This window comes from Microbulbifer epialgicus, assembly GCF_041447265.1.
Lineage (GTDB): Bacteria > Pseudomonadota > Gammaproteobacteria > Pseudomonadales > Cellvibrionaceae > Microbulbifer > Microbulbifer epialgicus.
Genome location: NZ_JBGMEK010000006.1, coordinates 60,129 through 83,733, shown reverse-complemented (window position 1 = coordinate 83,733; position 23,605 = coordinate 60,129). Strand labels below are relative to the sequence as shown.

The following is a 23,605-nucleotide window of genomic DNA, read 5'->3' as shown; positions in this document are numbered from 1 at the left end:
GGGTTAGATCTATGGGTAGCGTGTAATTTGCCTAAAAGGATATTGCTACACTGGTAATCAACATGGCGGAAACAAGGACTCCATTAACAAGAACCCAATTTTGGGGACTAACTGCCCTTTGCCTTTCAGTTTTTTTAGTTGGAAATGACTTCACCGCGTTTTCTGTGGCAATCCCAGCTATGGAAAAAGAGTTCAACTCAGATATCACGACGACGCAATGGGTGATCAATGGTTATACCCTTGTGTTTGGAGTCCTTATTGTCTCTGGGGGGCGCCTGGCAGACATGTTTGGACGGCGGAGGATATTCTTTATTGGTAGCACAATTTTCGTGTTTTTCTCCCTGTTGGGAGGACTTGCATTCGATATGTGGATGCTACTGATCTCTCGAGCTTTGATGGGTATCGGCGGAGCCCTGATGTGGCCGGCGATCCTGGGCATGATTTATGGCCTGATGCCTGAGGATCGCTCCGGTCTGGCTGGCGGTTTAATAATGGCAGTTTGCGGCACATCTAATGCAATAGGTCCTATGTTAGGAGGCACCTTGACGGACCTCCTCAGCTGGCGTTGGATCTTCTTTATTAACGTACCGATCGCAGTCCTGGTCTGTTTGGTGTGCTGGAAGGTGGTGGCTGATGATAGTCCGGAAGATACCCAAGAACGGATCGACTATGCCGGTGTAACTACCCTATCAATATCCCTATTTGGTTTGCTGATCGCATTGGACTTGGTGGTAGATTTTGGATTTAAGGATCCAGTCATTATCTGCCTGATGACGACATTCTTTGTGTTTTTAGGGCTGTTTATCACCGTTGAACGCCGTGCGGGTAAGGATGCTCTGATACCTCGGGATGTGGCCAGCAATCAAAAGTTCTTTGCAGCGGGTATAGCCACACTATTACTCTCGGTAGTTTTCTTTGCGGCACTGCTCTATGTCCCCCAGTTTCTGACCAAGATACATGGTTACTCTGCGATGGGGGCGGGAATGGGGCTGCTGCCAATGATGGTTGTATTTGGCCTGGTATCTTACGCGTCAGGCAGCTTATATGAACGGTTGGGTGCTAAGGCGATTGTTTCTGCGGGGACTGTTTGTATGTGTATTGGTATGTTTATGTTGTCGCACCTACAAAAGAATACACCCTATACCGCCCTGATTCCTGGCTTAATAATTCTGGGTGCTGGTATAGGCCTTTTTTATTCAACAATCACTACTGCCGCGATTACTGTTGTCGAATCTTCCCGGGCGAGCTTGGCCGGTGCCATTTTGTATATGTTCCAGATTGCTGGCGGTGCCCTGGGCCTGGGTATGAATACTACTATTGTGGCTATGGCCCTGGACCTGCCAACAGGTATAGACAGAGCATTCACGGTGAATGCCTACTTGGCTCTGGCGGGCCTGATCGTTTGTATTCTGTTTGTTAGTGGTAAAGCTGTAGAAGTTGAGATTGAGGAGGAGGGGATTCTTTAGGGATTCCGGAGCCGCTATAAGGCTAACTAATACAGTATCGTTTCAGACTTAGATGTCTGATAGTACCTTGCTGCTAATTACGGAATTATTTAGAGGCTCTTTAGGACGCAAGTAAAGAATACGTTTTTTTTCACAACACGCTGTGATTGCATCTCTGTATATTAGTAATCGATATTCTTCCTCTCCGACTTTTTATTAAACAATCAAGTCAGCGATGGGAACCAGTGGGACTGTAATTAATTTCGCTTGGCGATGTTTTCGATGCCACCCGCCAAGCGGGTGGCTTTTTAAATTCCTGAGTTAAAAATCGAAATCAGTCTTTATTGAGGTATATGTAGAGCAGATAATCATGATATTCTTCATCTGTTATTTCTGCATCTTCCTTTAGCTTCTTTATTAGCGCGAGTTGTGCCGGATCATTAAAAGTTAAAGGCGTTTTTACTGTGACTTTATGGGGCTTTGGTTTGAACCTTCCGTCGGGGCCTTGGTAATAATGCCAATGATTGGGTATAGCGACTTTTCTTCCGTCATTCCCCTCAAGCACTCTTGATGTCATACCTTCATGGTAAGTAATCATTCTTCCATCTGTTCCATCAGTGATTACCCATGGTGCTAAAGGTGGAATCGCTATCAGTCTTTTATCGAAACCATGGTCTGTTAACCAGCCAGGTGGGTAAGCAATTAATCTAGTGCCGCGCCCCTGATCGTACTCCCAGCCAGGGGGCACTACAATCTTACGGTTATCACTTCCTGCTTTGATATTTTTGCCCCATAGTCTGTTACCATTTTCATCCCGATCCCAATCGTCTGGAATCGCTACTCCGCGACCATCTGCACCTTCATAAAATGTCCATGTGGAGTAGGGATAGGCAATTACTCTGCCGTCATCACCTCCATTAGGGTAGAAACCATTAGGGTAGGCAACAATTCGACCATCGGGGCCCTCACAATGGTCCCAACTCCAGGGAAAAGTGACCCAGCGGCCGTCACGACCTTTTGCAAGTCGCCAATTAGCGGGATAATGAAGAACGCGCCCATCCCAGTCATCCTGATGGTCATTATCCAATGTTTTCCAAAACGGAATATCTTCCGTGTTGACATTTACACCCAAATGAACGGGTCCTGGAACTAGTGTTTCAAACTCGGACTGTGATAATGCTGCAGAGCTATGGCAGAAGTAAATTAGGGCGAGTAGAGTAATCTTTTCCTGTAGGTGTTTAATTTTCATAAAAGTGCAATTCTAACCGAGATTTTTTAATCTTATTTAATTTTTATTCTATATTTTTTGCCAAATGATATGGCAATGGCAGATATTGAGGATCATGTTTTGCAGCTTGGTTTTAAGTTTCCTGTGTTGACTTGCGATCAGTAAAAAATATTTTTTATATTACATGTAGGAATTGTTTCCGCAAGAGTTATTTAATTGATTGTACCTTTTTGGTGGTGGGGTTGAGATGAAGTGCAGGTGATCTGGTACTTGTCAGATGTTGTTGTTTGTCAGAAAAGCTATATTTGTGCTCCCTTGTCTTTCCAGGGAATAAGGGACTGACTGCATGCCGCGTTTTACTCTGAAATATTTGCTGCATGCTGTTGTTAGCTGATTTTTTTAGAATGTCCACTAGGTAATTTTTAATGCTTCTTGTTGGGTGTTTTGTGAGTTGTTGATGCTTGAGAGCGAAATCTCTTTTTAATGCTCAGTTTTTTCATGGAGCTCATAGGTAAGCTATGAGGGTTGTTGCAGCTAAAAGCTGCTTAAGGATTCGTGGTCTTGCAATGGTTTGCATTAAATTTAAGGTGAGTAAAAGTAGATCCCGTAGGGTTTGAAACAGCTATTCCTGACCTAGATAGAATGCTTTAGCATTCTTCCAGAATACCTTGCTGGCTCCAGGCTCTCCCAATACATCCTGGATCAAATTAATGTCCTCAAACTGAAAGGGCCTTGGTGCTCTTGTCGAGGGTAGGTCAGATCCGAACATCAGACATTCTGGGTTGGCCTGGTACAAATCAGCAATGGCTGGACCCGGCGCAAAATCCAGGCGTCCAAATCCTGTGGCCTTCACTTTTACCCCCTTTTCGGCGAGCATCAATACTTGCCTGAAGCCCGACTTACTCAACCCCAGATGATCAATGGATACACTAGGCAGGGAAAGTAATGTGGGAATAAGGGGCGCTATGTGAGATGAGTCGATATAGAGTTCTACATGCCATCCAGCGAGTTCGTGAACTTTTTTGGCAAAGCCTTCGATCCTGGATATGTCTTCGGACCCGCCACGTCTTAAATTAAAACGTATAGCTCGGATACCTGCTCTATCTAATGCGAGGATGGCCTCATTCTCTGCATTAGCCAGTAGCTGGGTGACACCGACATAGCCTTCCCCCAGTCGCGCTAGGGCATCTAGCAGATAGGATTGATCCTGTTTTTGAAATGAGCCCGACACGATGGCTCCTCCTGCCAGCTTGTATTCCTTGAATCTACTCAAGTAGTCGTTTGTGGTAAAAGCTTCTGGTGTGAACCCCTGATTTGAGTAGAGCGGAAAACCAGGAGTAATAATGTGAAAGTGACTATCAAATAAAATGGTGTTTTTTTCTGACATGGTTAGTTACGCCTAGCGCTTGGTGAATTAATAGCTCCCTATTCAAGGTAGGTGACTGCTACTGACTAGCAACCCAGAAACAAACGACACAACATAGAAGCATCGTACAGATGAAATGCGAAGTTTGAAAACCTGGCACAGAAGAGCCGCGCCTCATACGAAAAATAGCCGTTCAGTGAAAGGGTGATCGGTGACAGAAACAGATGCCACCGGTAGTTAGGAGTTGAGAAGTAGAAGCATTTCTCCGTGGTTGGAAATTGTACGGGAAAAGGCAGCGATGCTATGGATCTAAAGTTTGATTTGGACAGAGTAGAAAGTTGTCGTCTATCGAGGATCAGTAAGCCGAAGGTTAGATTATTATTGGTGATCCATAGCAATATAGTTTTGACTTCGGATTGTGGACGTGTCAGTCCTGATTTGTGAGAAATTTGGTGTCGAGTACGGCTAACCCTCTGAACTGTGTCTTGAGTAAAATCAAAAGGAGGGTGGATTAAAACGATAAACAAGTTCTGCTGTGATTAAGCTTTCGCACTTTGATTAGGATGTTTAGTGGATTCCCCAATCGATTTTATAACCCTTATTCTATCTTGATGTGATCGTAGTGATACGGCGATATTGGGTGCAAAAGAGTCCCATGAATGAATAACACCGGGGCGGACATGTAGTTCGACGCTAACACCGGCATCGGCAAGCAGTTGTGCATACTGGATATCCTCATGGCGAAATATATCCAGTTCGCCAACTTCGATATAAGCGGGAGGGAGGCATCTTGCATCAGCAAGGTGGGCAGGCGCTGCACAGGGGCTGATATTGTCTGAGCTGATGGAATTGCCAAGGTAGGCCTCCCAAGCTGTCAGGTTGTCCTCATAAGTCCAGAGTGTAAAAGGCGCGAGGTTGGGATCAGTGTTGGTGGTTCGATTATCCAGCATAGGGTAAATAAGGACTTGCTTGGCCAGCGCTGGGCCGCAGCGGTCCCGACTCATGATGGCTAGCGCCGCCGCAAGTCCGCCGCCTGCGCTATCTCCCATAACCGCAATTTTTGTGGGATCTACGCCTAAAGATTTGGCGTGTTCTACTAACCAGTCGAGCGCTGAATAGCAATCCTCAATTGGTGCGGGATAGGGGTGTTCTGGTGCTTTTCGGTAATCGACGGAGAGAAATGGTACCCCGCTATCGGAAACATATCTGGCAACTAGCCAATCATAAATCCCTACATTGTTGTAGATCAGACCGCCGCCGTGCATATAGAGTACCGCGGGGCCAGGAGTACTATTAGCCTTTTGGTACCAGCGAAGTAGTAGGCTTGATTTATTGGGTCCTTTAACTAGAAAGTCATCCCATGTGACATCGTGGGGCATTGGGTGGGAGCCGTGGACCGCTTTCAGAATACTTTCACCAGTTTCGCGCCGGGTATAGACATCCCCAGGAGGAATGGGATCTATTTCGCTGAATAAGTCGCTGAATTTTTCCATCGCTTGGGTGAATTCTGGGTCAACCGTGAATGTCATAGTTTTTATCCACTTTTATACTTGTTGAATTATAGAAAATTCAATTTTCTAAAATGGATGGGTGTTTGATATGTTAATGGAGGCGCCTCCAAAAATGACTTTTTGGTTTTCCGCGAGCACTGATTTTTCAGATTTTAAGGTGGGAAAATTGAGGAAAGCGCAATTTTCGGAGGTGTCCTTGAAATGATCATCAAGTGCATCGTAGACAATATTTCTTGCCTTTGATGCTTACAGGCTTCCTTCAATTCTGCCTTGTCCACTCGATATATATGTCTTAGATGGAAGCCCTTTCAGGGTGACTACAGAAAATGATATTTCTCCTGTCTTTTGAGAGGGCGCTCTCTTTAGTCTTGCCAGATAACTGGGCTACTGATAGATTGAAAATGTGATCACATTTTCGGGGCGCTGACCTTAATGTGATGTGTGTCACGTTTTGGTGTGCTTGCTAATTGGTAATAAAGTAGGGGGCAGAGCTAATGCTAAATGAGATTAAGAAGGCAACGTTGGAGCATAGTGATGAAGTTTCTCGTCTGGTGACGAAATTGCTTCAAGCGCTCGTTGGACATAAACGGATAATAGACTCTGAGAAAATAGGGATTACCACAAGAAAACTTTTATCCGAGGATAGTGGTTTTCATGCGTTCCTGTATCAGGCTGAGGGCACTTTTGTTGGGGTTGTCACTTTATCCAAGTCCGCAGCCATTTATGCTGGTGGCTATTATGGAGTGATTGAAGAATTTTACGTTAAGCCGGAATTTCGCTCAAAGTTTATCGGTAAGGCCTTGTTGGATAGGGCGATCACTTTCGCCAGAGGGCAAGGCTGGCCGCGCCTTGAGGTGAGTACGCCTGAAAGAGAGAATTGGCAAGGAACAATAGACTTTTACCGGAGGGAGGGCTTTTCGGATAACTCGATTGGTGAGAGGCTTAAGTTAGAGTTGTGAAGTATAAGAAGACTGGATAGCTAAAAAGCTGGCTATTTATATATACTAGCTATTTAGTAATTAAGGGGTCTCAGAGTAATTCCGTAATATCTCTGCCGCCTTAGAACGCAAGCGATTATTTGTTGCGTGGGGCGCTTCGCTACCACAGGCCGGATTTTCAGGGGCAGGACAGTATCGTATTTTCCACGGAAGGCAATTCAATTTTTTTAAAATATAGAACTTAAAATAGTAAGAAATTCTAGATTACAGCTGCGGTCACCTCTTTTCTTTGATTTTGCGAGTTTGCCTGCAGCTGGCTGGTAAAAGTTCTCCTGGACCCCTATTGAAGATTTTTTTATTGAAGTTATTTTCAGTAATTGCCTATGTGACTGCTTGATTTTATTTTATTGAAGTTTAAATTTCTCGCTTGTAGTTTGTGTCACAATTCGAGCCTTGATTTTTAAAGTTTTATATATTTAACTGCATCGCATCCCTTTTTATGGGGCCTTTTCTAAAGGTAGGTAACTAGAAAAAATATTTAATATCCTTTGGAGGTTTTCGCCTTTTACTTATAACTAAGTATTTTTATCCAATAACTACTGGGCCAGGTAACGCAGTCGGCCGTTTATCCAGGGAAAGTAATGAAACGTCGCGACCTTTTGAAAGCAGCTGGGGCTCTCTCTGCATTACCACTTGCAGGTATGTCTCCTTTGTCAGCTCAGGCACGTAGTAAGATAACGGATGATTTTCCGGAATCCATAATGCATGGCAGTCTGGAGGACTCATCCGGGCAGTTGTCAGTTATTCAAGGTAATTTGCCGGATGATGTCACGGGCCATTTATTGATGGCCGAAGGAATTCCCATTGCTCCTAATCACCTTACTCCAAATGGTAAGGGAGCCTTGACCCGATTGGATTTTAGCGGTCGAAGCAGTAATAGTAATGTTGCTTATACCCGCAAAATGATTAGAACTGCTTCGGCAATTATGCAAGAGCAGGATCTCAGTGGTTTCGATAAGTTTAACCTGCTTGGCGGAACCATTTACTCCAGCCCTAACCTGGGATTTATGAATTATTGTAACACCGCTCCCAACTATATGGGGGATAACCGGTTTGCAATGAGTTATGAAGGGGGAATGCCTTACGAGTTTGATGCAACTACTCTGGAGATGATTACACCCATTGGCGAGGTGGATGAGTGGGAGTCCAGCCTGCCGCCTCTTCTCGAGAACTTTACGCCTAAAAAATGGTTATTTCCCCAGATCCGCACTACTGGACACCCTTTCTTTGATCTGGAAACCGGTGAGTGTATCACCATCAACTACGGCGGGAATATGGGGGACTCCGGGCGTTCGGGATTTATTCGTCTGATTTCCTGGGACCAGCAAGGAGCCTTCAAAAGTTGGAACATCCGAGATCGTCAGGGTAACAATGCCTATATTTCAGCCAGTTCTCATTCCTTGGGGGTCACCCGTAACCATGTCGTCATTTTTGAGACCGCTGCCAGGGTGGAGTCTACCCGGATACTAGGTACACGTATTGTCCTTCCGCAGGAGCACCAAACACGCTGCTGGGTGCTACGTAAGGCGGATATGGTGCCTGGCCGAGAGGATATTATGGCTGATTACCTGGAGTTGGGTTTCGATACCTCGGATATCGTGTGTAACTATGACGACAGTGCAAGTGAAATAACTCTTTATGGCCAGTATATGGGGGCCATGGATAAGTCGGAGCAACTGTTCCGCTACGAGATACTTCAGGAAGGTGGCTTGGTTCCATCCTGGCTGTCAGGTTACCCTGCTGCTCCGGTGGATGTTGGCGGTCTAGTCCGGGCCCGGATACAGGTAACTTCCGACTCTGCGCGGGAGATTAAGGAGGATTACCGGGTTATCCGCGATGAAAACTTGCTTTGGGACATGAATGATCCTGCTTACCGTGGCCACTTTCAATTCCCTGAAACCTTTGAACACCTATACTGGGCGGCGGTGGGTTACCGGCCAAACTTGGTTTCCATGCGCGTGTCCTGGGCTTACCGCAACTACCCCGATCGTTATTATGGTTACTGGGATATGCCGGAGGAGAGTAGACCTTCTGCATTGATACATATGGATTGTGGCCAGATGCGTATCGCTGATGCCTACCAATTCCCGGATGACTGCGTGATGCGAACACCGCAGTTTATGGCTAGGCCAGGTTCCAGTGAACAAAACGACGGTTACTTGATTGCAGCGGTTGTTAGGAAAAATCCTACCAATACGAAATCCAATGGCAAGGAATTCTGGATATTTGATGCTGCCGCTTTGAGTCGGGGGCCGATCTGCATACTCGCCAATACCTCCCTGGAGTTTGCTACTACCAATCACGCTCTGTGGGTGCCCTCTATTAGTCGGCGTCCCGCTACCGCTTACCGGTCGGGCTATGGAGATTTCTTACGGAGTAAGGCGACAGATCACAGCAGCAATGTGCAGGACATTATCAACAGGGAGCTGTTGCCCCGTTTCGGTTAATTCATTGACCCAACTGTAATGCAATCAAAAGGAAACAATGGCATGTACCATCAACTCTTTTTCAGGCGATGTCGTTTGTTGCGCCGGGCTACCAAACTTATTTGTGCGGCAGGTTTGTTTTTTGCTGCGGGAGTCACGGCGGAGCAGTTGCCTCCACCAATTGATGTTCCTGAAGTATTAAAGAACTATCAAAACACCCAGGAGTGCTTCCCCGGAGTGATCCATGACCCTTCCTCTATTGCAGAGGTTCAGGCAATTGTGCGCGATGCTGCGGCACAGGGCCGAAAGGTAATGACTGGCACGCGTCGCTTTAACAGCCAGATTGATGCAGCCTGTGCCGGTAATGGTGAGGTGCAGATTACCTTGGAAAATATGGATCAGGTGGTCAGCCTGGATAAGGAAAATCGGCTGGTTACCGTACAAGCGGGCATGCGCTTTAATGAGCTGACTGCTTACCTGCGTGAGCACGAGTTAAGCGTACCCATGGTCACTGAATTGGCAATCTTTACTATTGGCGGCATGCTGGGCAGTGGGACTCACGGTTCCACATTCACGCAAAAAAGCAACATGATTTCCGATTATGTCACCGAGCTCAAGCTTGTCGATGGCAAAGGTGATCTGCGTATGCTGACGGGTGAAATGCTCAATGCTGCTCGAGTTAATTTAGGGGTGTTGGGTGTGGTGGTGGAAGCCACAATTGAGGTTGAGCCAGGTTATAAGGTTCAGGCTAAGGTGAAAGGGTATCGAGATGATGAGGATTTAGAAAATCTTGTTTTGGATTTGGCCCGGGACAATCACTCAGCTAATGTTGCCTGGTTCCCTGGACTCGGTCGTTATACGGTAACCACCTATAATAAGGTTTCCCTGGACACTAAAGGCAATGCCTACAATGCCCAGGCAGATGTTTCCGATTTCTCTGAGTACCTATTCGGTCTTATCTTCGATAGCTTGCATGAGGCTAATAGCTCTGCCTTGCAGTGCTTCGCAGCTTCCCTGCGTTATACAGCCCGTTCCGGTTCCTACTTCAGGGATGTGGATAGTGGTTTCAAGAAACTGATCAAGCCCACTGGCCATGCAGACTTGATGCAACACTTTGTCTGTAAAGAGCCCGATAAGTGCGTTTGGGACAACCTGCCAATTGCCTTGCAGGAAGTTGCCATTCCATTTGAGGAACTGCCGAACTGGATTGCCGATGTACGTCAGATTATCGCTAACAGTGAGCGCACCTGCTTTCCGCTGAATGGTATATATTTCCGCTTTGGCAAGGCCTCCGACAGCTACCTGGGAATGAGTGCAGGACGTGATACAGCCTTTGTGGGAATCGAATACACCCTGCGTCAGCGCGGCGAAGCGGTGCCCAAGAACTACTTTGTTAACCTAGAAATTGAGCAGATGTCTCTGCGCAAGTATGGGGCCAGGCCCCATTGGGGTAAAAATTCAGTGGCAATCTTCGAAGATATGCCATCGCGTTTCCCCAAGTGGCCTCAATTCCTGGATGCCAAGGCAGAGCTTGATCCAAATAATGTCTTTACCAACCCCTTCTGGGAGAGGGTAAGTGGGCAAGATCCTTTGGAAAATTACCTGACCCCGCAATGTAATGCGGATGGTCAGTGCTATTGCAGAAGTGATGAGCACTGCGAGGCGGGAGCAACCTGCCAAGCGGGAAATTGGTATTCCGATGCCCGAATCTGTAAAGTCGAATAACTAGCATTTTATTGCTCGAAAGGGGAGTAGCGGTTGACGCTACTCCCCTTTTTAATTTTTCGTGCAGGATAATAAATGTTCCAAATTAGAAATATGCTCTTTGATAAGATGGCTAAATTGCTCTGGGTTTTCCAGCGGCAGCATATGATTTGCTGAAGATATCTCTATCAGGTTTGAATTTGGAATATAGGCACTCACAGACCTGGATACGATTTTAAATAGTGACCTTGTATCACTACCGTAAGCAATAGTAGTTGGAACTTGGATTCCGGAAAGGCTGGTTTTATCCAGGGTAGGTTGCTCGGTTTGTGATAGTTGTAAGGGAAGGGTATGGGCGTTTTCCAGTTGCTGAGTACGATGGGCTAGTGACTGGGCAGAAAAATAACCAGCTGCGTTACCTGACCGGTCAATAAGAAACTCCGCTGCTTCTTTAAGTTCACCCTCAGAAACTGCCTGGAATACTTTGCCAAACATGGCCTCAGCGTCCTGCATATATTCATTCATCTCTTGATCATTCAGACATCCTGGATATCCAGGCTCATAGATGAATAAGCTTTTGATCAACTCCGGGGACTTAATTGCAGCATTCAGGGCAACGTCAGCCCCATAAGACCAGGCAGCTAAATGAGTAGGGCCGGAATCTAGTTTAGTGAGGAAGTTAATCAGGTCATCAGCATGGGTATTAATCCCAAAACCTTCCGCTGAACTCTCTCCACTTGTACCGAAGTGCCTCTGAGTGATAGATATCGTATTGAAATCCTTAGTGAGAATTTCTATATGTGGCTCCCACATTCTTTCGTCGGCAAGGGCTCCATGAAGGAGAATCAGAGCTTCGCCAGATTTTCTTTGTGGGTGATTTATTTGTTGGGTATTATTGCTCGTTTTCAAGTTGTTAGTCATGATATATAGCTAGAACATGTGGAAACTAAAGTGCTTATTGTTATACACAAGTGACTTACTTTTTGTAAAGTTTCATCAGTGCTAGGAACCCAATGGCTGCGAAGTTGACCCCGATGCCCCAAGGTCTATCGCTAAAAATAGCTAGTGAATAATTGGCTCCAAAGCCTACCAGATACTTACTTCCCTGTGAGGAATACATTAAATAAAGGAAAAATCCCGCCCCAACCTTGTAAGTTAAAATGGGCGAGGATAACCATGGAATTTGGAGTAAAAAGGCGCGATAAAGCTGCTTGGTATTTACGGCGGATTTTGAAAACTGTAAACCTGCATATAATGTGTATAGGAATGCTGTAAGTGCCAGGCCATTGGCAATAGCTCCCCCTAATGCCAATCTGTTTGAATCCAGAAAATAATTCAGGGTAATGGCACTGCCCATAAAGCCTCCTCCGATAGAGGCAGTTAACAATGTAAACCTAATAATATTTTGCAATTTTCTTGTCCTGTAGAATTTTATAGTTAGGCGGGGTTATCAAAGGCCGTAGGTATAACAGCTGCATATTTTCTTGTTTTTCAAATCTACTTTATTAGCTCTAATCGGATGGTTGCTATTAAAGGAGCGCTTTTGACACCTCAAAATAACGCTAGACTAAGAGGTTAAATCCCAATCAAGATATAATTGGAGGCTGCGCCTGAGTTTTCCTCAGGCGCTATTAAGAAGAGTTGGCTTGGTCTCTAAGAAGAAAAGCTTACGTTATTGCCCCTTCTTTTCCAGCAACTGATCCAGAGGCAGCTCGGTGCGATAACGCACCTGCTTTAAGGAAAAACTGCTCTTAATATGATCAATACCGGGTAGCTCAGTGAGCTTTTTATCCAGAAACTCCTGGTAGGCCTGCAGGTTGGGCACTACTACGCGCAGCAGATAGTCAAAGTCACCGGTCATCAGGTAGCATTCCATCACCTCTGGCCATTGGCCAATCACAGACTCAAAGTCTTGTAATTCCTTTTTCACTTGATGATTGAGTGTTACTTGAATAAACACACTAACCGGCAGGCCCACTTTTTCGGGTTCCAATAGGGTAACGGCCCGCTTGATAAAGCCCTGCTCATTCAGGTTCTTGACCCGGCGCGAACATGGGGAGGGGGAGAGGCAAACTTTTTCTGCCAACTCAATATTGGGAATGGTGGCGTCCTGCTGAAGAATTTCCAGGATCTTTTTATCGATGGCATCCAGTAAATAGGCCATGGTTTTTTCCGTATCTCATCTCTATGAACGTACTTCGGGATTTCCGGCTGCTTCACTTAACCAGGCGATCAAAGTAACCTTCCCGGTTTGTATTCGTCTCCGGTAAATAGTTTGCCTCTTTGAGCAATTGTTAACCGTTACCGGATGGTTCAGGCCTTGCGACCGTGAGTGGCTTGTCCCGTACCGCAGTGTTGCTGTGAAACCGTCTTTTCTTTATTTTAATTTCCCGCGCTTGCCCCCTTTCTGTGAGCGACCAACTTCAACGCTTCCGTCACACTTTTAATTACAGTCTGTTCTGTAAGGGTGGCAACAAGCCACTAAGCACCCGAGTAGTGCGCCACAACTGGGTACATCCTGTTCGATACATCGCCCAAAATACAGTATTTTGAGTGATTTGTTGCCAGTAGTTGGCAATCTTTAGCGACTTGTGTCCGTATTATGCCCTAGCTGGGATTATTTTGGTATGACCTGCCTTGCCAGCTGGTGTTAATTTTAGCGGCTAATTGAGAGCTCTGGTTAGGCTTTTGGGTGGCCCTCCTGTCGTCAGGATAATTCTGGCGGTTTGAGCGCCCATCGCATGCCAGTAGCGAGAAAAGCAATAACGAAAATAGGTGGTACCCATGGCAATGGTCGAAGGCGATCAGGAGTTGGGCTTTGATACAGAGTATTCGCTCAAAGCCGCATTTACTCGTGAGTCGGGCCGGGTCTTTCTGACTGGAATTGACGCACTGGTGCGCCTGCCCCTGATGCAGAAGCGCATGGATGAATTAGCTGGCCTCAATACCGCTGGCTTTATCTCCGGTTATCGCGGGTCCCCCCTGGGCGGTTACGACCAGGCTTTGTGGCGCCACAAGAAGCTGTTAGCCGGGCACGATATCCATTTTGAGCCGGGTATCAACGAAGACCTAGGAGCTACCAACATCTGGGGTACTCAGTTGGTGGACCATTATCGCAAACAGGCTACTCGTGATGGCGTCTTCTCTATTTGGTATGGCAAGGGCCATGGTGTAGACCGCACTGCGGATGTGTTTCGCCAGGCGAATATCCAGGGTACCGCCAAGCTCGGTGGTGTTTTGGCCCTTTGTGGCGACGACCACACTGCCGAGTCCTCCATGTTCTCCCACAATACCGATCAAATTTTCGAGTCGGTGATGATGCCGCTACTGTTCCCGGCGACAATTGATGAGTACCTGACCCTCGGTCTGGCTGGCATTGCCCTGTCGCGCTTCTCCGGACTGTGGGTAGGCTTCAAAGCTATTACGGAAACCGTTGAGGCGGGGGCTTCGCTGGTTGTACCGGGCTTACCGCAGTTTACGATTCCTGCAGATTTCCCTATTCCTGCCCACGGCTTAAATTACGACCCACATCTGAATTGGCCGGCCGAGCGCTTGGAATACGAACGCCGCATGTTGGAGGAGCGCTTGCCGGCGGCCCAGGCCTTTGCCTATGCAAATCGCCTGGATAAAACCACCCATGAGGTTGAGCGCAAACGTTTCGGCATTGTGACGGTGGGTAAGGCGCACGGCGATCTGTTGGAAGCCCTGCAATTGCTCAATCTGAGCGAAGCCGACCTGCGTGAAGCGGGTATTTCTATATACAAAGTGGCCATGTCTTGGCCCTTGGAGCCCAATGGCATAAGCGAATTTGCTGATGGTATGGAGCGCCTGCTGGTCGTGGAAGAAAAGCGTCCGCTGGTGGAAGATCAGCTCAAGAACCTGCTCTATGGCTGGAAGGATGGGCGTCGACCGAAAGTAGTGGGTAAGAAAGATCTGAATGGCGATGATCTGCTACCGGCGATATGGGGATTTGGCCCTGATCAGGTGGCTAAGGCCATTGCCCGTTGGCTCGCGGATACTGACCTGGCAGTAAAACTGATTCCAGCGGCTGAGAAGCTGGGAGGAAATGTGCCGGGCAAAGCATGCGGCCTGCTTGCACGTGAGCCGATCTTCTGTGCTGGTTGTCCGCACAATACCTCCACGAAGTTGCCGGAGGGCAGTCTGGGCAGTGCGGGTATTGGTTGCCACATTATGGCTCTGGGAAAAGGTCTGCGTACTGATACTTACTCCCATATGGGCGGTGAGGGCGCGCATTGGGTCGGTTTGCACCGATTTTCCAGTGCTGAGCATATTTTCCAGAATATGGGCGACGGTACCTACAATCACTCCGGCCTACTCGCCATTCGTCAGGCTGTGGCCAGTAAGGTGAATATTACTTACAAGATTCTGCTCAACGATGCGGTGGCAATGACCGGCGGACAGCCCGCCGACGGTGAAGTAAACGCCCCCAGCCTAGCCTCGCAACTATTGGCTGAAGGGGTGGGCGAAGTAGTCCTGCTCAGTGAAAACCCCGACCACTGGCGCCAGCATCGCAGCCAGTTGCCGGCGCGGGTAGAAGTATTGGATCGCTCCGAACTCGATGCGGTACAGCGCCGTTTGCGCGAGACCCCTGGGGTTACCGCGATTATTTACGAACAAGTGTGTGCCGCTGAGAAACGCCGACGTCGCAAGAAGAAGCAGATGGTCGATCCGGCTCAAAGGCTGCTAATCAACCAGCGTGTGTGTGAGGGATGCGGGGATTGCAGTGTGCAATCCAGCTGTATCGCGGTGGAACCACTGGAAACCCCATATGGACGCAAGCGCCAGATAAATCAGTCCAGCTGTAATAAAGATATGCGCTGTGCCGATGGGTTCTGTCCGAGTTTTGTGACTGTCGAGGGCGGTGAACTGAAAAAGCCGCCTGTGCAGTCCCTGGCTGAATCCCTGGATTCTGCTACCGCCAAGTTGCCAGCAGCTCCCACTGCTGCACTGGAGCAGCCCCTCAGTATCCTGGTTGCAGGTATTGGAGGCAGTGGCGTACTTACTGTGGCGGCGCTGCTGGGAATGGCTGCGCACCTTGAGGACAAGGGCAGTACCACCCTGTATTTCACCGGCCTCTCCCAGAAAAACGGCGCTGTTGTTGCCCACGTTAAGGTCGGTGCCGGCCCGGAAGCAATCACCACCGCTCGTATTCGCGATGGCGCCGCCGAGCTTCTGCTGGGTTGCGACATGGTGACAGCGGCGGGTCAGCGCCCGAAATTTGCCACTGGTAAGATGCGAGCGCTGGTAAATACTGCTGAGGTGCCGGTAGCGGCCTTTGTACGTGATAATGAGCTGGCCTTTCCAGCGGATGCTACTCAACAAAGTATTGAGTCTCTATGTGCTGAGTACTTCGCCTTTGATGCGAATAGGTACGCCCAGGCACTGTTCGGCGATACGGTTTCCAGTAACCTGATGATTATGGGCTTTGCCTGCCAAAAAGGGCTACTTCCGATCGGTGAAGCGGCACTGGAACGCGCCATCGAATTGAATGGCGTCGCGGTGGAAAATAACCTGCGTGCATTCCGCGCGGGCCGCTTGTTGGCGATTGACCCGACTGTGATTGAGCAGTTGGCGGTACCAGCGCAACCCGTGAAAATGGTTGAGCCTCAGGAATCTGTAGCGCAATTGATAGCCCGGTTGGCTGCAGAATTAGGCGAGTATCAGAATGCTGCTTATGCGCACCAGTTCACCCGCAGTATTGAGCAGCTTTACCGAGCGGAGCAGGCTCTGCCCGGTACTAATGGCGATTTGACCCGTATTGCAGCCAACAGTTTGTACAAAGTCATGGCCTACAAGGACGAGTATGAAGTGGCGCGCCTCTATAGTGGTGAGGACTTCCAGCGCCAATTGCGTGAGACCTTTAGTGGCGACTACACCGTTAAATTCCATATGGCGCCACCGCTGCTGGCGCGTCCGAATGCCAGCGGTACAGTGCGCAAACTGCAGTTCGGCCCTTGGGTGGGTAAGCTGATGCCGTTGCTGGCGCGGGGTAAGGTACTGCGTGGTACCTTTATGGATGTGTTTGGCTACACCCAGGAGCGGCGTGCTGAGCGCGACTGGGCCCGGCAAGTAGCCCATGCGGTGGAGACGGTTGCCTCTCGGTTGCAGGCAGACAATATCGTCCGGGCGCGCGAGCTTCTGGAGATTCCCTTGCAGGTACGGGGTTACGGTCATGTGCGAGCAGAGAAATTTGCCCAAGTGAAGGACCGTTGGCAAACGCTTTCTGACCAGTTTGCACATGGAGAGAGCGACCAGATTCCTATCGCTACTTCTTAGCAGTGGTACCTTGTGCTTGGGGCTGTGGCCTCAGCCGGGGCGGAAGGGAATCAGCGGGTTGAGTAGCAGGCCGCTGATTCCTGTGATGGCCACCGGGGCGGCCACTGCAGAAAAGCACAGGCAGTCTTTGTCCTGTGTGGCAATAGGTCTGTGTATCTGGCCCGGCCCGCGAAAAACGAAATCCCCAGCCCCATAGATACCATAGTGGTCAGAAAAACTGCCGTTGAGTACCACTGCGAATTCCTGTCCGCGGTGGTCGTGCTCAGGTAATTTGGCACCGCTACGCAGGCGATGGAAGGACACTTCGTAATCACCTTGGCCAGTCCTAACGCGGCATACTTGAAGGGCGCGGCTCACATTTTTCCAGCTGTGGGCTGGATTCTTTGCCAGCAACTTGCATAGTACTCGCGGTAAATTATCAAATGCCGGGTCTTTTTTGGTGGCTTGTGATGCATCGCTGTCACTTTTTACCTGTCTTCCATTTTTATCCGGAATTTGGTCGATGCGCGTCATTAAGCATTCAAAGGCGTTTGCCTGTAGTGGTTGTGCGGGGCTCTGACTAAGTAATGCGCCCCCCAGGCTATTAAGAGTATGATATTGGGAGCGGCAGTCTGGGCACATCTGCACATGGGCAGCCATGACCAGGCTGGGTCCGCGGGCCAGGCTGCCAGAAGCGTATTCCAAAAGCAGGTTTTTGTCCGGATGATGGCGAATCATATGGTGATTACCTGACAAATCGAGCTTGAAGTTTCTTCATCGCCAGCCGCACTCGGGATTTTACTGTTCCCAGTGGCAGGCGCAGCTCTTCTGAAATCTCACTGTGGGATTTCCCCTCCATATAGGCCTTCTCCAGGATATGGCTCTGCTCTGCTGGCAGTGCGCGCAGCCCATCGGCAATATCCCGTTCATTGCGTTTCTGTTGTAGAAAAAGCAGGGGCTGGCTTTCCAGGGTTTCGTCCCAGATGTCGGCTACATCAATATCGCCATCCCTGTGCCGGTGGCGCTGGTTGCGCCGCAGCATGTCGATGCGGCAGTTACGCATAATGCTATAGATCCAGGTGCTGGCAGAGGCTTTGCCCCGGTCAAAACTGGGGGCCTTGTGCCAGACCTTAAGCATCACTTCCTGAACGAGTTCATCAGCAGTCTCACTATTGAGGGCCTGGGTGCTGCGGCTGTGATGAAATCCTTTTATCAGGGGCGCAAAACGTCGAAATACGCGCTCGAACGCCTGTCGGTCTCGCTGAGTACCGACCTGCATGAGTAACGCGCTCCAGTCATCTTCACAATCCTTGGGAGCTCTCACTGCAATTCCATTGCTATTGAGTTTTTGTCTTTGCGCCATCTTAGCGCTATTTATTGTATTGTCGATCCTTACTACGCTCGATAAATCCATATGGATGTGGTTTTTGAGAAGTTTTTTTGATTCTCGGTTGTGATCCATATAAACGGCGAAGCCGTAGACGTGGTGGATGGGCAGTGTTGAATATCGCGGAAGGAACTATGAGCAGTCGAACACTGATTAAGGAGGTTGAAAGTTATTATGGGGATTTTCTTGTACGGGACCCGGCGGGTCTGGGCAAAATATATAGCGATGATATAGTTTTTCGCGACCCCCTTTACCGGATTGAAGGGCTCCCAGCACTAAAAGCACACTTTCGGGAGATGAGCCGAGGACTTACCCAGTGTCGCTTCCGTTTTGAGGAGGCATCCATTACCCGAGACAGTGCTTGTCTGCCATGGTATATGCACTATGCGCACCAGTCCTTAAAAGGGGGGCGCCCATTGTGTTTGCGTGGCTGCAGTTTACTGCGCTTTTCCGACAAGGTGTTTTACCACGAGGATTTTTACGATATGGGGGCCATGGTCTATGAGCAGGTGCCCTTACTGGGCTCCTTGGTACGCAAAATCAAATCGCGTCTTAGGCAGGGTTGATTAGTGGGGGAAATTTGCGAAAAGACGATATGGGTGACAGGTGCCAGCTCCGGTATTGGTCGGGCCCTGACGCTCCGCCTTGCCAAACACAAGAATTTTGTAATCGCCTCAGGTCGTAGGCAGCAGGCGTTGGCCGAATTGCAAAAGTGCTCCCCCAAGCGAATAGGTATCCTCCAATGTGATGTCGCAGATGATGATGCTATGGATGTTGTTCCTGAGCGACTGGCAGAGTTGACTGATCATCTGGATATAGTGATCGCCTGCGCTGGCACCTGTGAATATGACGATGGTCTGCGACTTGAAAGTGCAATGTACCGTCGGGTATTCGATGCCAATTTTTTTGGTGTGGTAAATACCTTGCGCATCGCCTTGCCATTACTTACTGCCAGCTCTTCCCCAGTATTTGCCGCACTAAGCAGTCTCTCATCTGTAGTACCTTTCCCGCGGGCGGAAGCTTACGGCAGTTCCAAGGCTGCCCTGGACTATTTTTTGCAATCCGTGCGTGCCGATGTCTGTAATACAAACTTTAAAGTTATATGTATTCGACCGGGCTTTGTAGATACCCCGCTTACTGCACGCAATGATTTTAAGATGCCCACATTAATCAGCGCGGAGCGGGCCGCAAAATATATTGAAGATGGGATTGCCAAAGAAAGATCCAATATCGATTTTCCCAGGCGCTTGAGCTGGCCATTGCGATTTTTGGGTTTTTTCCGGTTTCTCTGGTTCCGTTTTTGCGCACCTAAAATAAGCAGGATTCGCACTTTAAGGAAAGACTGATGCGTATTGCCATTGTGGGCAGTGGTATTTCTGGACTTACCGCTGCCTATCTATTGAGCCGTAAACATGAAATTACTCTTTTTGAAGCAAAAAGTCGCCTGGGAGGACATACTGCAACCGTTGAGGTGAAGGAGGGGGATCGCCCGTTAGCAATTGATACTGGCTTTATCGTATTCAACGATTGGACCTATCCGAATTTTATTCGCTTGCTGGATGAGCTTGGCATTAGGTCGCAGCCGACTTCCATGGGGTTTAGCGTGCGCTGCGATAAGGAAGACTTTGAGTATGCGGGTAATAACCTGAACTCCCTTTTTTCTCAACGATCCAGCCTCTTCAGTGCAGGTCACTGGCGTATGCTATGGGATATTATGCGGTTTAACCGCAGTGCGCTGCGAGATTGGCGTGAGGGGCGTCTGCATGATGGATTGACCCTAGGAGAATACCTGCCCGCCAATGGCTATTCGACGGAATTTACTAATCGCTACCTAGTGCCCATGGGTTCGGCTATTTGGTCCGCCAGTTTCGCGCAGGTGTTGGAGTTTTCAGTCGACTTCTTTGTGCGCTTCTTTTTAAATCACGGCCTACTGAATTTGCTGCGGCGCCCCCAGTGGCAAGTAATACACGGGGGGTCGCGTTCCTACATTGGTCCGCTGAAAGCGCCTTACGCCGACAAGATACGGCTTTCTACCCCGGTACGGTCTGTGCGACGTACCGGCAAGGGGGTGGAATTGATAGTATCCACAGGAGAGGAATGTTCTTTTGATGCGATAGTATTTGCCTGCCACTCGGATCAGGCTTTGCAATGCCTGGGCGATGCTACAGCGATGGAGCGGCAGGTCCTCGGTGCCATTCCCTATACCCTTAATGAAGTTGTCCTACATACAGATACTACTATGCTGCCACGCCACAGGCGTAGTTGGTCAAGCTGGAACTACCGCTTAGTTACAGAGCGGAACCAGCTGCCGATTCTTACTTATAACATGAATATCCTACAAGGGTTGAAAACGAGAAAAACTTATTGCGTTACCTTAAATGCGGAGAAGCGTATAGACCCATACAAAATCCTCGCACATTTTGAATATGCTCATCCGCAGTTTTCATTGACAGCTTCCCAGGCTCAACAGCAGTGGCCTCTAATTAATGGGGTGAATCGCACTTGGTTTTGTGGGGCTTATTGGGCTAATGGCTTTCATGAGGATGGTGTAAACAGCGCATTGCGGGTGGCAGAAAGTCTGGGGGTGCGCTGGTGAAGGGATATATTTAGTGGAGAGTGCGATTTATACAGGTTGGGTACAGCACCGTCGCTTTACGCCGCATCAGAATCAGTTTCGTTACAAGGTTTTTATGGTGTATGTGGATCTGGCAGAGGTAGACAACCTCTGTTCTCTTTCGCCCTGGTGGTCAAAAAAACCTTGGGCACCTGCGCGATTTTGTCGGGCCGATTTCTTTGGAGATCCTGCGTTGCCCCTGGATGAGGCTGTGCGTCGCAGAATAGAGGAGGCGACAGGCGAGTGCCCGAAGGGGCCCGTGCGCCTCCTCGCTAATTGGCGCTACTTTGGTTACAACATGAACCCCATCAGCGTCTACTACTTTTTTAATGAGGAAGGCAGGGATGTATGTTGGCTGCTGCTGGATGTGCATAATACGCCGTGGAAGGAGCGCCATAGTTATGTGTTGGACTGTCGCTCAAATGCCAGGGTTCAGAAAGCTACATTTGCAAAGTCTTTTCATGTCTCCCCATTTATGCCCATGTCCCAGAGGTACCATTGGCGCAGTACCATCCCGGGTGATCGGCTCACAGCCTGTTTACAGAGTTTTAATAATCATACAGTAGGGGGGGAAGGCCCTCTATTTGATGCGATTTTGAGCCTGCGTCGGCATGAAATAAGCGGAGCCCTACTCAATCGTATCCTGATCCGGTATCCATTCATGACCCTAAAAGTAATTGTCACGATTTACTGGCAAGCGCTGAAGTTGTGGGTCAAGCGTACTCCCGTTTTTTCTCATCCGAATGAGAAACACGGGACTCATGGAGGAGAATAACACCTATGAAAGCTGCGCAGCATTCCCAGCAGTCATCGCAGACCACCATAAAGGTATACCAGCCTTGGATTATCCGGCTCGCTCGAAAGCTGGTATTAAATAAAATGCGAGTCATTGCGATTGGACAGCTGGTTATAGAGGAGGGGGGAGAAAGCTATCAATTTGGCCTGCCATCAGGACAGGCTGGTGTCAGTGCACATATTAAAGTGCAAGATGGTAGCGCTTACGTACAGGTTTTGCTCAATGGAACCATCGGTTCCGGCGAAGCGTATATGCAGGGAGCCTGGACGTCGCCAAACTTATTGAATGTAATTCGTTTGATGGTCGATAACATGTCACTGATTGAAGATATGGACGGCCGTTGGAGCCATTTACCGCGAATGCTCTTGCGCAGCTTACATTATTTGAATTCTAATAATCGTCGCGGCTCGCGCAAAAATATCGCAGCACACTATGATCTGGGCAATGATTTTTTCAAGCTTTTTCTCGATAAAACCATGCTTTACTCTTCGGCGATCTTTCCTTCGGCACACACCACGCTTTATGAAGCCTCATTAAATAAAATGGAGCATGTTTGTCGCAAGCTGCAGTTAAAGCCAAGTGACCACCTGCTTGAAATCGGCACTGGATGGGGAGGCATGGCTATTTATGCGGCGAAACAATCTGGCTGCCGGGTGACTAGTGCAACAATTTCTGAAGAGCAGTACGAATATGCCCGTCTATGGGTAGAGAGGGAGGGATTACAGGATAAAGTCACCATATTATTACAAGATTATCGCGATCTACAGGGGCAATACGACAAGCTACTTTCGATCGAAATGGTGGAGGCTGTTGGGCATGAATTCCACCGGGAGTTTTTCTCCACTTGCAGTCAGTTACTCAAAGAAGATGGTTTGATGTTAATGCAAGCCATCACTATTCAAGATCAGCGTTACCAACAATATCGCAAGGAAGTCGACTTTATACAACACTACATTTTCCCAGGCGGTTGCCTACCTTCAAATCAGGTGGTTGCTTATCATGTTGCTACGGCCACAGATATGCAGATTGTTTGCCTGGAAGATATCACTGAACATTATGCTCGTACTATCAGCTACTGGCGCAGAGCCTTTTTTAAATATATTGACAAGGTACGCGCACTTGGTTTCGATGAGCGCTTTATCCGCATGTGGGAATTCTACTTGTGCTATTGCGAGGGTGGGTTTATGCAGCGCGTAATCAGTACTGCACAATTTACTTTCGCTAAGCCCCGATATTTAGGCGGTTTCTAATATGTGGCGATTTTTCGCCAATGCTCTACTGTTCGATATCGCATGGCCCCTGTGTGTGATCGTAGCCCGACCTTGGATTGTAGTGCCATTTACCTTGTTAAATCTGTCTATTCATTTGATTTTTATAGCTAATTTGCGCTGGGAGTCCCTCTGGCTTGGTGTGGTCTTCCTGTTTGGGGTGACGGTGGATTCAGTACTTTTTCATCTGGGGATATTACAGAATCGGAGTGGTAGTCTCTGGCCGCCTATATGGTTGATCTGTTTGTGGCTGAACTTTGCCATGACACTTCGTTACAGCTTAGTGTTTTTACAGCGCAAATTATGGTTGGCTGTATTGCTGGGTGGTTTTTTTGGACCTTTTAGTTACTATACGGGTGCCCTACTGAATGGCACGGTTAAGTTGCACCAGCCGCTTTGGCAATCTCTATTGCTGCTGTCGCTGCTTTGGGCTCTCATGTTGCTGGGTTTTGCCAGATTGGCACGTGCTATTAAATAGGTATTCAAGAATCCAGCAAACCAGGATGTTAAGAATAGTTGAATAGAGTGAAGCATGTTTGAGCTATTGACTGTCCTGGCGATTGAAAGTTTTCTTCCAGTAGAGTTC

General features: G+C 48.3%; 19 protein-coding genes. 11 read left to right on the top strand and 8 right to left on the bottom strand.

Annotation, left to right across the window (positions count from 1 at the left end; translation table 11 throughout):
* Positions 1 to 62: 62 nt before the first annotated feature.
* Positions 63 to 1,466 (top strand): MFS transporter, encoded by a 1,404-nt coding sequence (locus ACCI49_RS04795; protein WP_371837839.1) that lies wholly within the window; start codon positions 63 to 65, stop codon positions 1,464 to 1,466.
* Between the two features lie 313 nt (positions 1,467 to 1,779).
* Here ACCI49_RS04795 and ACCI49_RS04790 read toward each other — a convergent pair whose 3' ends face one another.
* The 3 genes from ACCI49_RS04790 to ACCI49_RS04780 form a co-directional block, all read right to left on the bottom strand.
* Positions 1,780 to 2,694, bottom strand: a complete 915-nt coding sequence (locus tag ACCI49_RS04790; RefSeq protein WP_371837838.1) for a hypothetical protein — start codon at positions 2,692 to 2,694, stop codon at positions 1,780 to 1,782.
* Positions 2,695 to 3,295: 601 nt separating this feature from the next.
* Complete coding sequence (locus ACCI49_RS04785; RefSeq protein ID WP_371837837.1) at positions 3,296 to 4,060, bottom strand: amidohydrolase family protein; 765 nt, start codon at positions 4,058 to 4,060, stop codon at positions 3,296 to 3,298.
* Between the two features lie 518 nt (positions 4,061 to 4,578).
* Positions 4,579 to 5,568 carry an alpha/beta hydrolase gene (locus ACCI49_RS04780; protein ID WP_371837836.1) on the bottom strand — a complete coding sequence of 330 codons (990 nt, stop codon included), beginning with the start codon at positions 5,566 to 5,568 and terminating at the stop codon, positions 4,579 to 4,581.
* 476 nt (positions 5,569 to 6,044) lie between these two features.
* Between ACCI49_RS04780 and ACCI49_RS04775 the strand changes: the two genes are divergently transcribed.
* The 3 genes from ACCI49_RS04775 (at position 6,045) to ACCI49_RS04765 (ending at position 10,699) form a co-directional block, all read left to right on the top strand.
* Positions 6,045 to 6,509, top strand: coding sequence for a GNAT family N-acetyltransferase (locus ACCI49_RS04775; RefSeq protein WP_371837835.1), 465 nt, complete (start codon positions 6,045 to 6,047; stop codon positions 6,507 to 6,509).
* 620 nt (positions 6,510 to 7,129) lie between these two features.
* Positions 7,130 to 8,995 carry a carotenoid oxygenase family protein gene (locus ACCI49_RS04770; RefSeq protein WP_371837834.1) on the top strand — a complete coding sequence of 622 codons (1,866 nt, stop codon included), beginning with the start codon at positions 7,130 to 7,132 and terminating at the stop codon, positions 8,993 to 8,995.
* A gap of 42 nt (positions 8,996 to 9,037) precedes the next feature.
* On the top strand, positions 9,038 to 10,699 hold the full coding sequence (locus tag ACCI49_RS04765; RefSeq protein ID WP_371837833.1) for a D-arabinono-1,4-lactone oxidase: 1,662 nt from the start codon (positions 9,038 to 9,040) through the stop codon (positions 10,697 to 10,699).
* 51 nt (positions 10,700 to 10,750) lie between these two features.
* Here the strand turns inward: ACCI49_RS04765 and ACCI49_RS04760 are convergent, their stop codons facing one another.
* The 3 genes from ACCI49_RS04760 to ACCI49_RS04750 all read right to left on the bottom strand — a co-directional run bounded on the left by ACCI49_RS04760 (position 10,751) and on the right by ACCI49_RS04750 (position 12,842).
* The gene (locus tag ACCI49_RS04760; RefSeq protein ID WP_371837832.1) at positions 10,751 to 11,599 is read right to left on the bottom strand and encodes an alpha/beta fold hydrolase; all 849 of its coding nucleotides are present in this window, start codon (positions 11,597 to 11,599) and stop codon (positions 10,751 to 10,753) included.
* Between the two features lie 55 nt (positions 11,600 to 11,654).
* The gene (locus ACCI49_RS04755) at positions 11,655 to 12,089 is read right to left on the bottom strand and encodes a hypothetical protein (protein WP_371837831.1); all 435 of its coding nucleotides are present in this window, start codon (positions 12,087 to 12,089) and stop codon (positions 11,655 to 11,657) included.
* A gap of 261 nt (positions 12,090 to 12,350) precedes the next feature.
* Complete coding sequence (locus ACCI49_RS04750; protein WP_020414988.1) at positions 12,351 to 12,842, bottom strand: Lrp/AsnC family transcriptional regulator; 492 nt, start codon at positions 12,840 to 12,842, stop codon at positions 12,351 to 12,353.
* A 620-nt stretch (positions 12,843 to 13,462) separates the two neighbouring features.
* Here ACCI49_RS04750 and ACCI49_RS04745 point away from each other — a divergent pair.
* Entirely contained in the window at positions 13,463 to 16,975 is a 3,513-nt protein-coding gene (locus tag ACCI49_RS04745; protein WP_371837830.1) for an indolepyruvate ferredoxin oxidoreductase family protein, read from the top strand.
* A 30-nt stretch (positions 16,976 to 17,005) separates the two neighbouring features.
* On the opposite strand, the gene ACCI49_RS04740 is transcribed toward ACCI49_RS04745, so the two are convergent.
* Both ACCI49_RS04740 and ACCI49_RS04735 read right to left on the bottom strand, forming a co-directional pair.
* Positions 17,006 to 17,692: a ChrR family anti-sigma-E factor gene (locus tag ACCI49_RS04740; RefSeq protein ID WP_371837829.1), complete on the bottom strand. Its 687-nt coding sequence runs from the start codon at positions 17,690 to 17,692 to the stop codon at positions 17,006 to 17,008.
* Positions 17,693 to 17,699: 7 nt separating this feature from the next.
* Positions 17,700 to 18,278, bottom strand: coding sequence for a sigma-70 family RNA polymerase sigma factor (locus ACCI49_RS04735; protein ID WP_371837828.1), 579 nt, complete (start codon positions 18,276 to 18,278; stop codon positions 17,700 to 17,702).
* Between the two features lie 197 nt (positions 18,279 to 18,475).
* Between ACCI49_RS04735 and ACCI49_RS04730 the strand changes: the two genes are divergently transcribed.
* Genes ACCI49_RS04730 through ACCI49_RS04705 form a run of 6 tightly spaced genes read left to right on the top strand, consistent with a single transcriptional unit; the run spans position 18,476 to position 23,497 of the window.
* Positions 18,476 to 18,907, top strand: a complete 432-nt coding sequence (locus tag ACCI49_RS04730) for a nuclear transport factor 2 family protein (protein ID WP_371837827.1) — start codon at positions 18,476 to 18,478, stop codon at positions 18,905 to 18,907.
* Positions 18,908 to 18,940: 33 nt separating this feature from the next.
* Entirely contained in the window at positions 18,941 to 19,687 is a 747-nt protein-coding gene (locus tag ACCI49_RS04725; protein WP_371837826.1) for an SDR family NAD(P)-dependent oxidoreductase, read from the top strand.
* Positions 19,687 to 20,937 (top strand): NAD(P)/FAD-dependent oxidoreductase, encoded by a 1,251-nt coding sequence (locus ACCI49_RS04720; RefSeq protein ID WP_371837825.1) that lies wholly within the window; start codon positions 19,687 to 19,689, stop codon positions 20,935 to 20,937. The genes ACCI49_RS04725 and ACCI49_RS04720 overlap by 1 nt, the downstream gene beginning before the upstream one ends.
* A 13-nt stretch (positions 20,938 to 20,950) precedes the next feature.
* A complete protein-coding gene (locus ACCI49_RS04715) occupies positions 20,951 to 21,730 on the top strand; it encodes a DUF1365 domain-containing protein (protein ID WP_371837824.1) in 780 nt (259 codons plus the stop codon).
* Positions 21,731 to 21,735: 5 nt separating this feature from the next.
* Positions 21,736 to 23,001, top strand: coding sequence for a class I SAM-dependent methyltransferase (locus tag ACCI49_RS04710; protein ID WP_371837823.1), 1,266 nt, complete (start codon positions 21,736 to 21,738; stop codon positions 22,999 to 23,001).
* Position 23,002: 1 nt separating this feature from the next.
* Positions 23,003 to 23,497 (top strand): DUF2878 domain-containing protein, encoded by a 495-nt coding sequence (locus ACCI49_RS04705; protein WP_371837822.1) that lies wholly within the window; start codon positions 23,003 to 23,005, stop codon positions 23,495 to 23,497.
* Positions 23,498 to 23,605 lie beyond the last annotated feature (108 nt).

What these genes read in the sequence shown, in the direction of transcription:
- ACCI49_RS04795 (WP_371837839.1), top strand. Translation starts at nt 63, where the DNA reads ATGGCGGAAACAAGGACTCCATTAACAAGAACCCAATTTTGGGGACTA.
- ACCI49_RS04790 (WP_371837838.1), bottom strand. Translation starts at nt 2,694, where the DNA reads ATGAAAATTAAACACCTACAGGAAAAGATTACTCTACTCGCCCTAATT.
- ACCI49_RS04785 (WP_371837837.1), bottom strand. Translation starts at nt 4,060, where the DNA reads ATGTCAGAAAAAAACACCATTTTATTTGATAGTCACTTTCACATTATT.
- ACCI49_RS04780 (WP_371837836.1), bottom strand. Translation starts at nt 5,568, where the DNA reads ATGACATTCACGGTTGACCCAGAATTCACCCAAGCGATGGAAAAATTC.
- ACCI49_RS04775 (WP_371837835.1), top strand. Translation starts at nt 6,045, where the DNA reads ATGCTAAATGAGATTAAGAAGGCAACGTTGGAGCATAGTGATGAAGTT.
- ACCI49_RS04770 (WP_371837834.1), top strand. Translation starts at nt 7,130, where the DNA reads ATGAAACGTCGCGACCTTTTGAAAGCAGCTGGGGCTCTCTCTGCATTA.
- ACCI49_RS04765 (WP_371837833.1), top strand. Translation starts at nt 9,038, where the DNA reads ATGTACCATCAACTCTTTTTCAGGCGATGTCGTTTGTTGCGCCGGGCT.
- ACCI49_RS04760 (WP_371837832.1), bottom strand. Translation starts at nt 11,599, where the DNA reads ATGACTAACAACTTGAAAACGAGCAATAATACCCAACAAATAAATCAC.
- ACCI49_RS04750 (WP_020414988.1), bottom strand. Translation starts at nt 12,842, where the DNA reads ATGGCCTATTTACTGGATGCCATCGATAAAAAGATCCTGGAAATTCTT.
- ACCI49_RS04745 (WP_371837830.1), top strand. Translation starts at nt 13,463, where the DNA reads ATGGCAATGGTCGAAGGCGATCAGGAGTTGGGCTTTGATACAGAGTAT.
- ACCI49_RS04740 (WP_371837829.1), bottom strand. Translation starts at nt 17,692, where the DNA reads ATGATTCGCCATCATCCGGACAAAAACCTGCTTTTGGAATACGCTTCT.
- ACCI49_RS04730 (WP_371837827.1), top strand. Translation starts at nt 18,476, where the DNA reads ATGAGCAGTCGAACACTGATTAAGGAGGTTGAAAGTTATTATGGGGAT.
- ACCI49_RS04720 (WP_371837825.1), top strand. Translation starts at nt 19,687, where the DNA reads ATGCGTATTGCCATTGTGGGCAGTGGTATTTCTGGACTTACCGCTGCC.
- ACCI49_RS04710 (WP_371837823.1), top strand. Translation starts at nt 21,736, where the DNA reads ATGAAAGCTGCGCAGCATTCCCAGCAGTCATCGCAGACCACCATAAAG.
- ACCI49_RS04705 (WP_371837822.1), top strand. Translation starts at nt 23,003, where the DNA reads ATGTGGCGATTTTTCGCCAATGCTCTACTGTTCGATATCGCATGGCCC.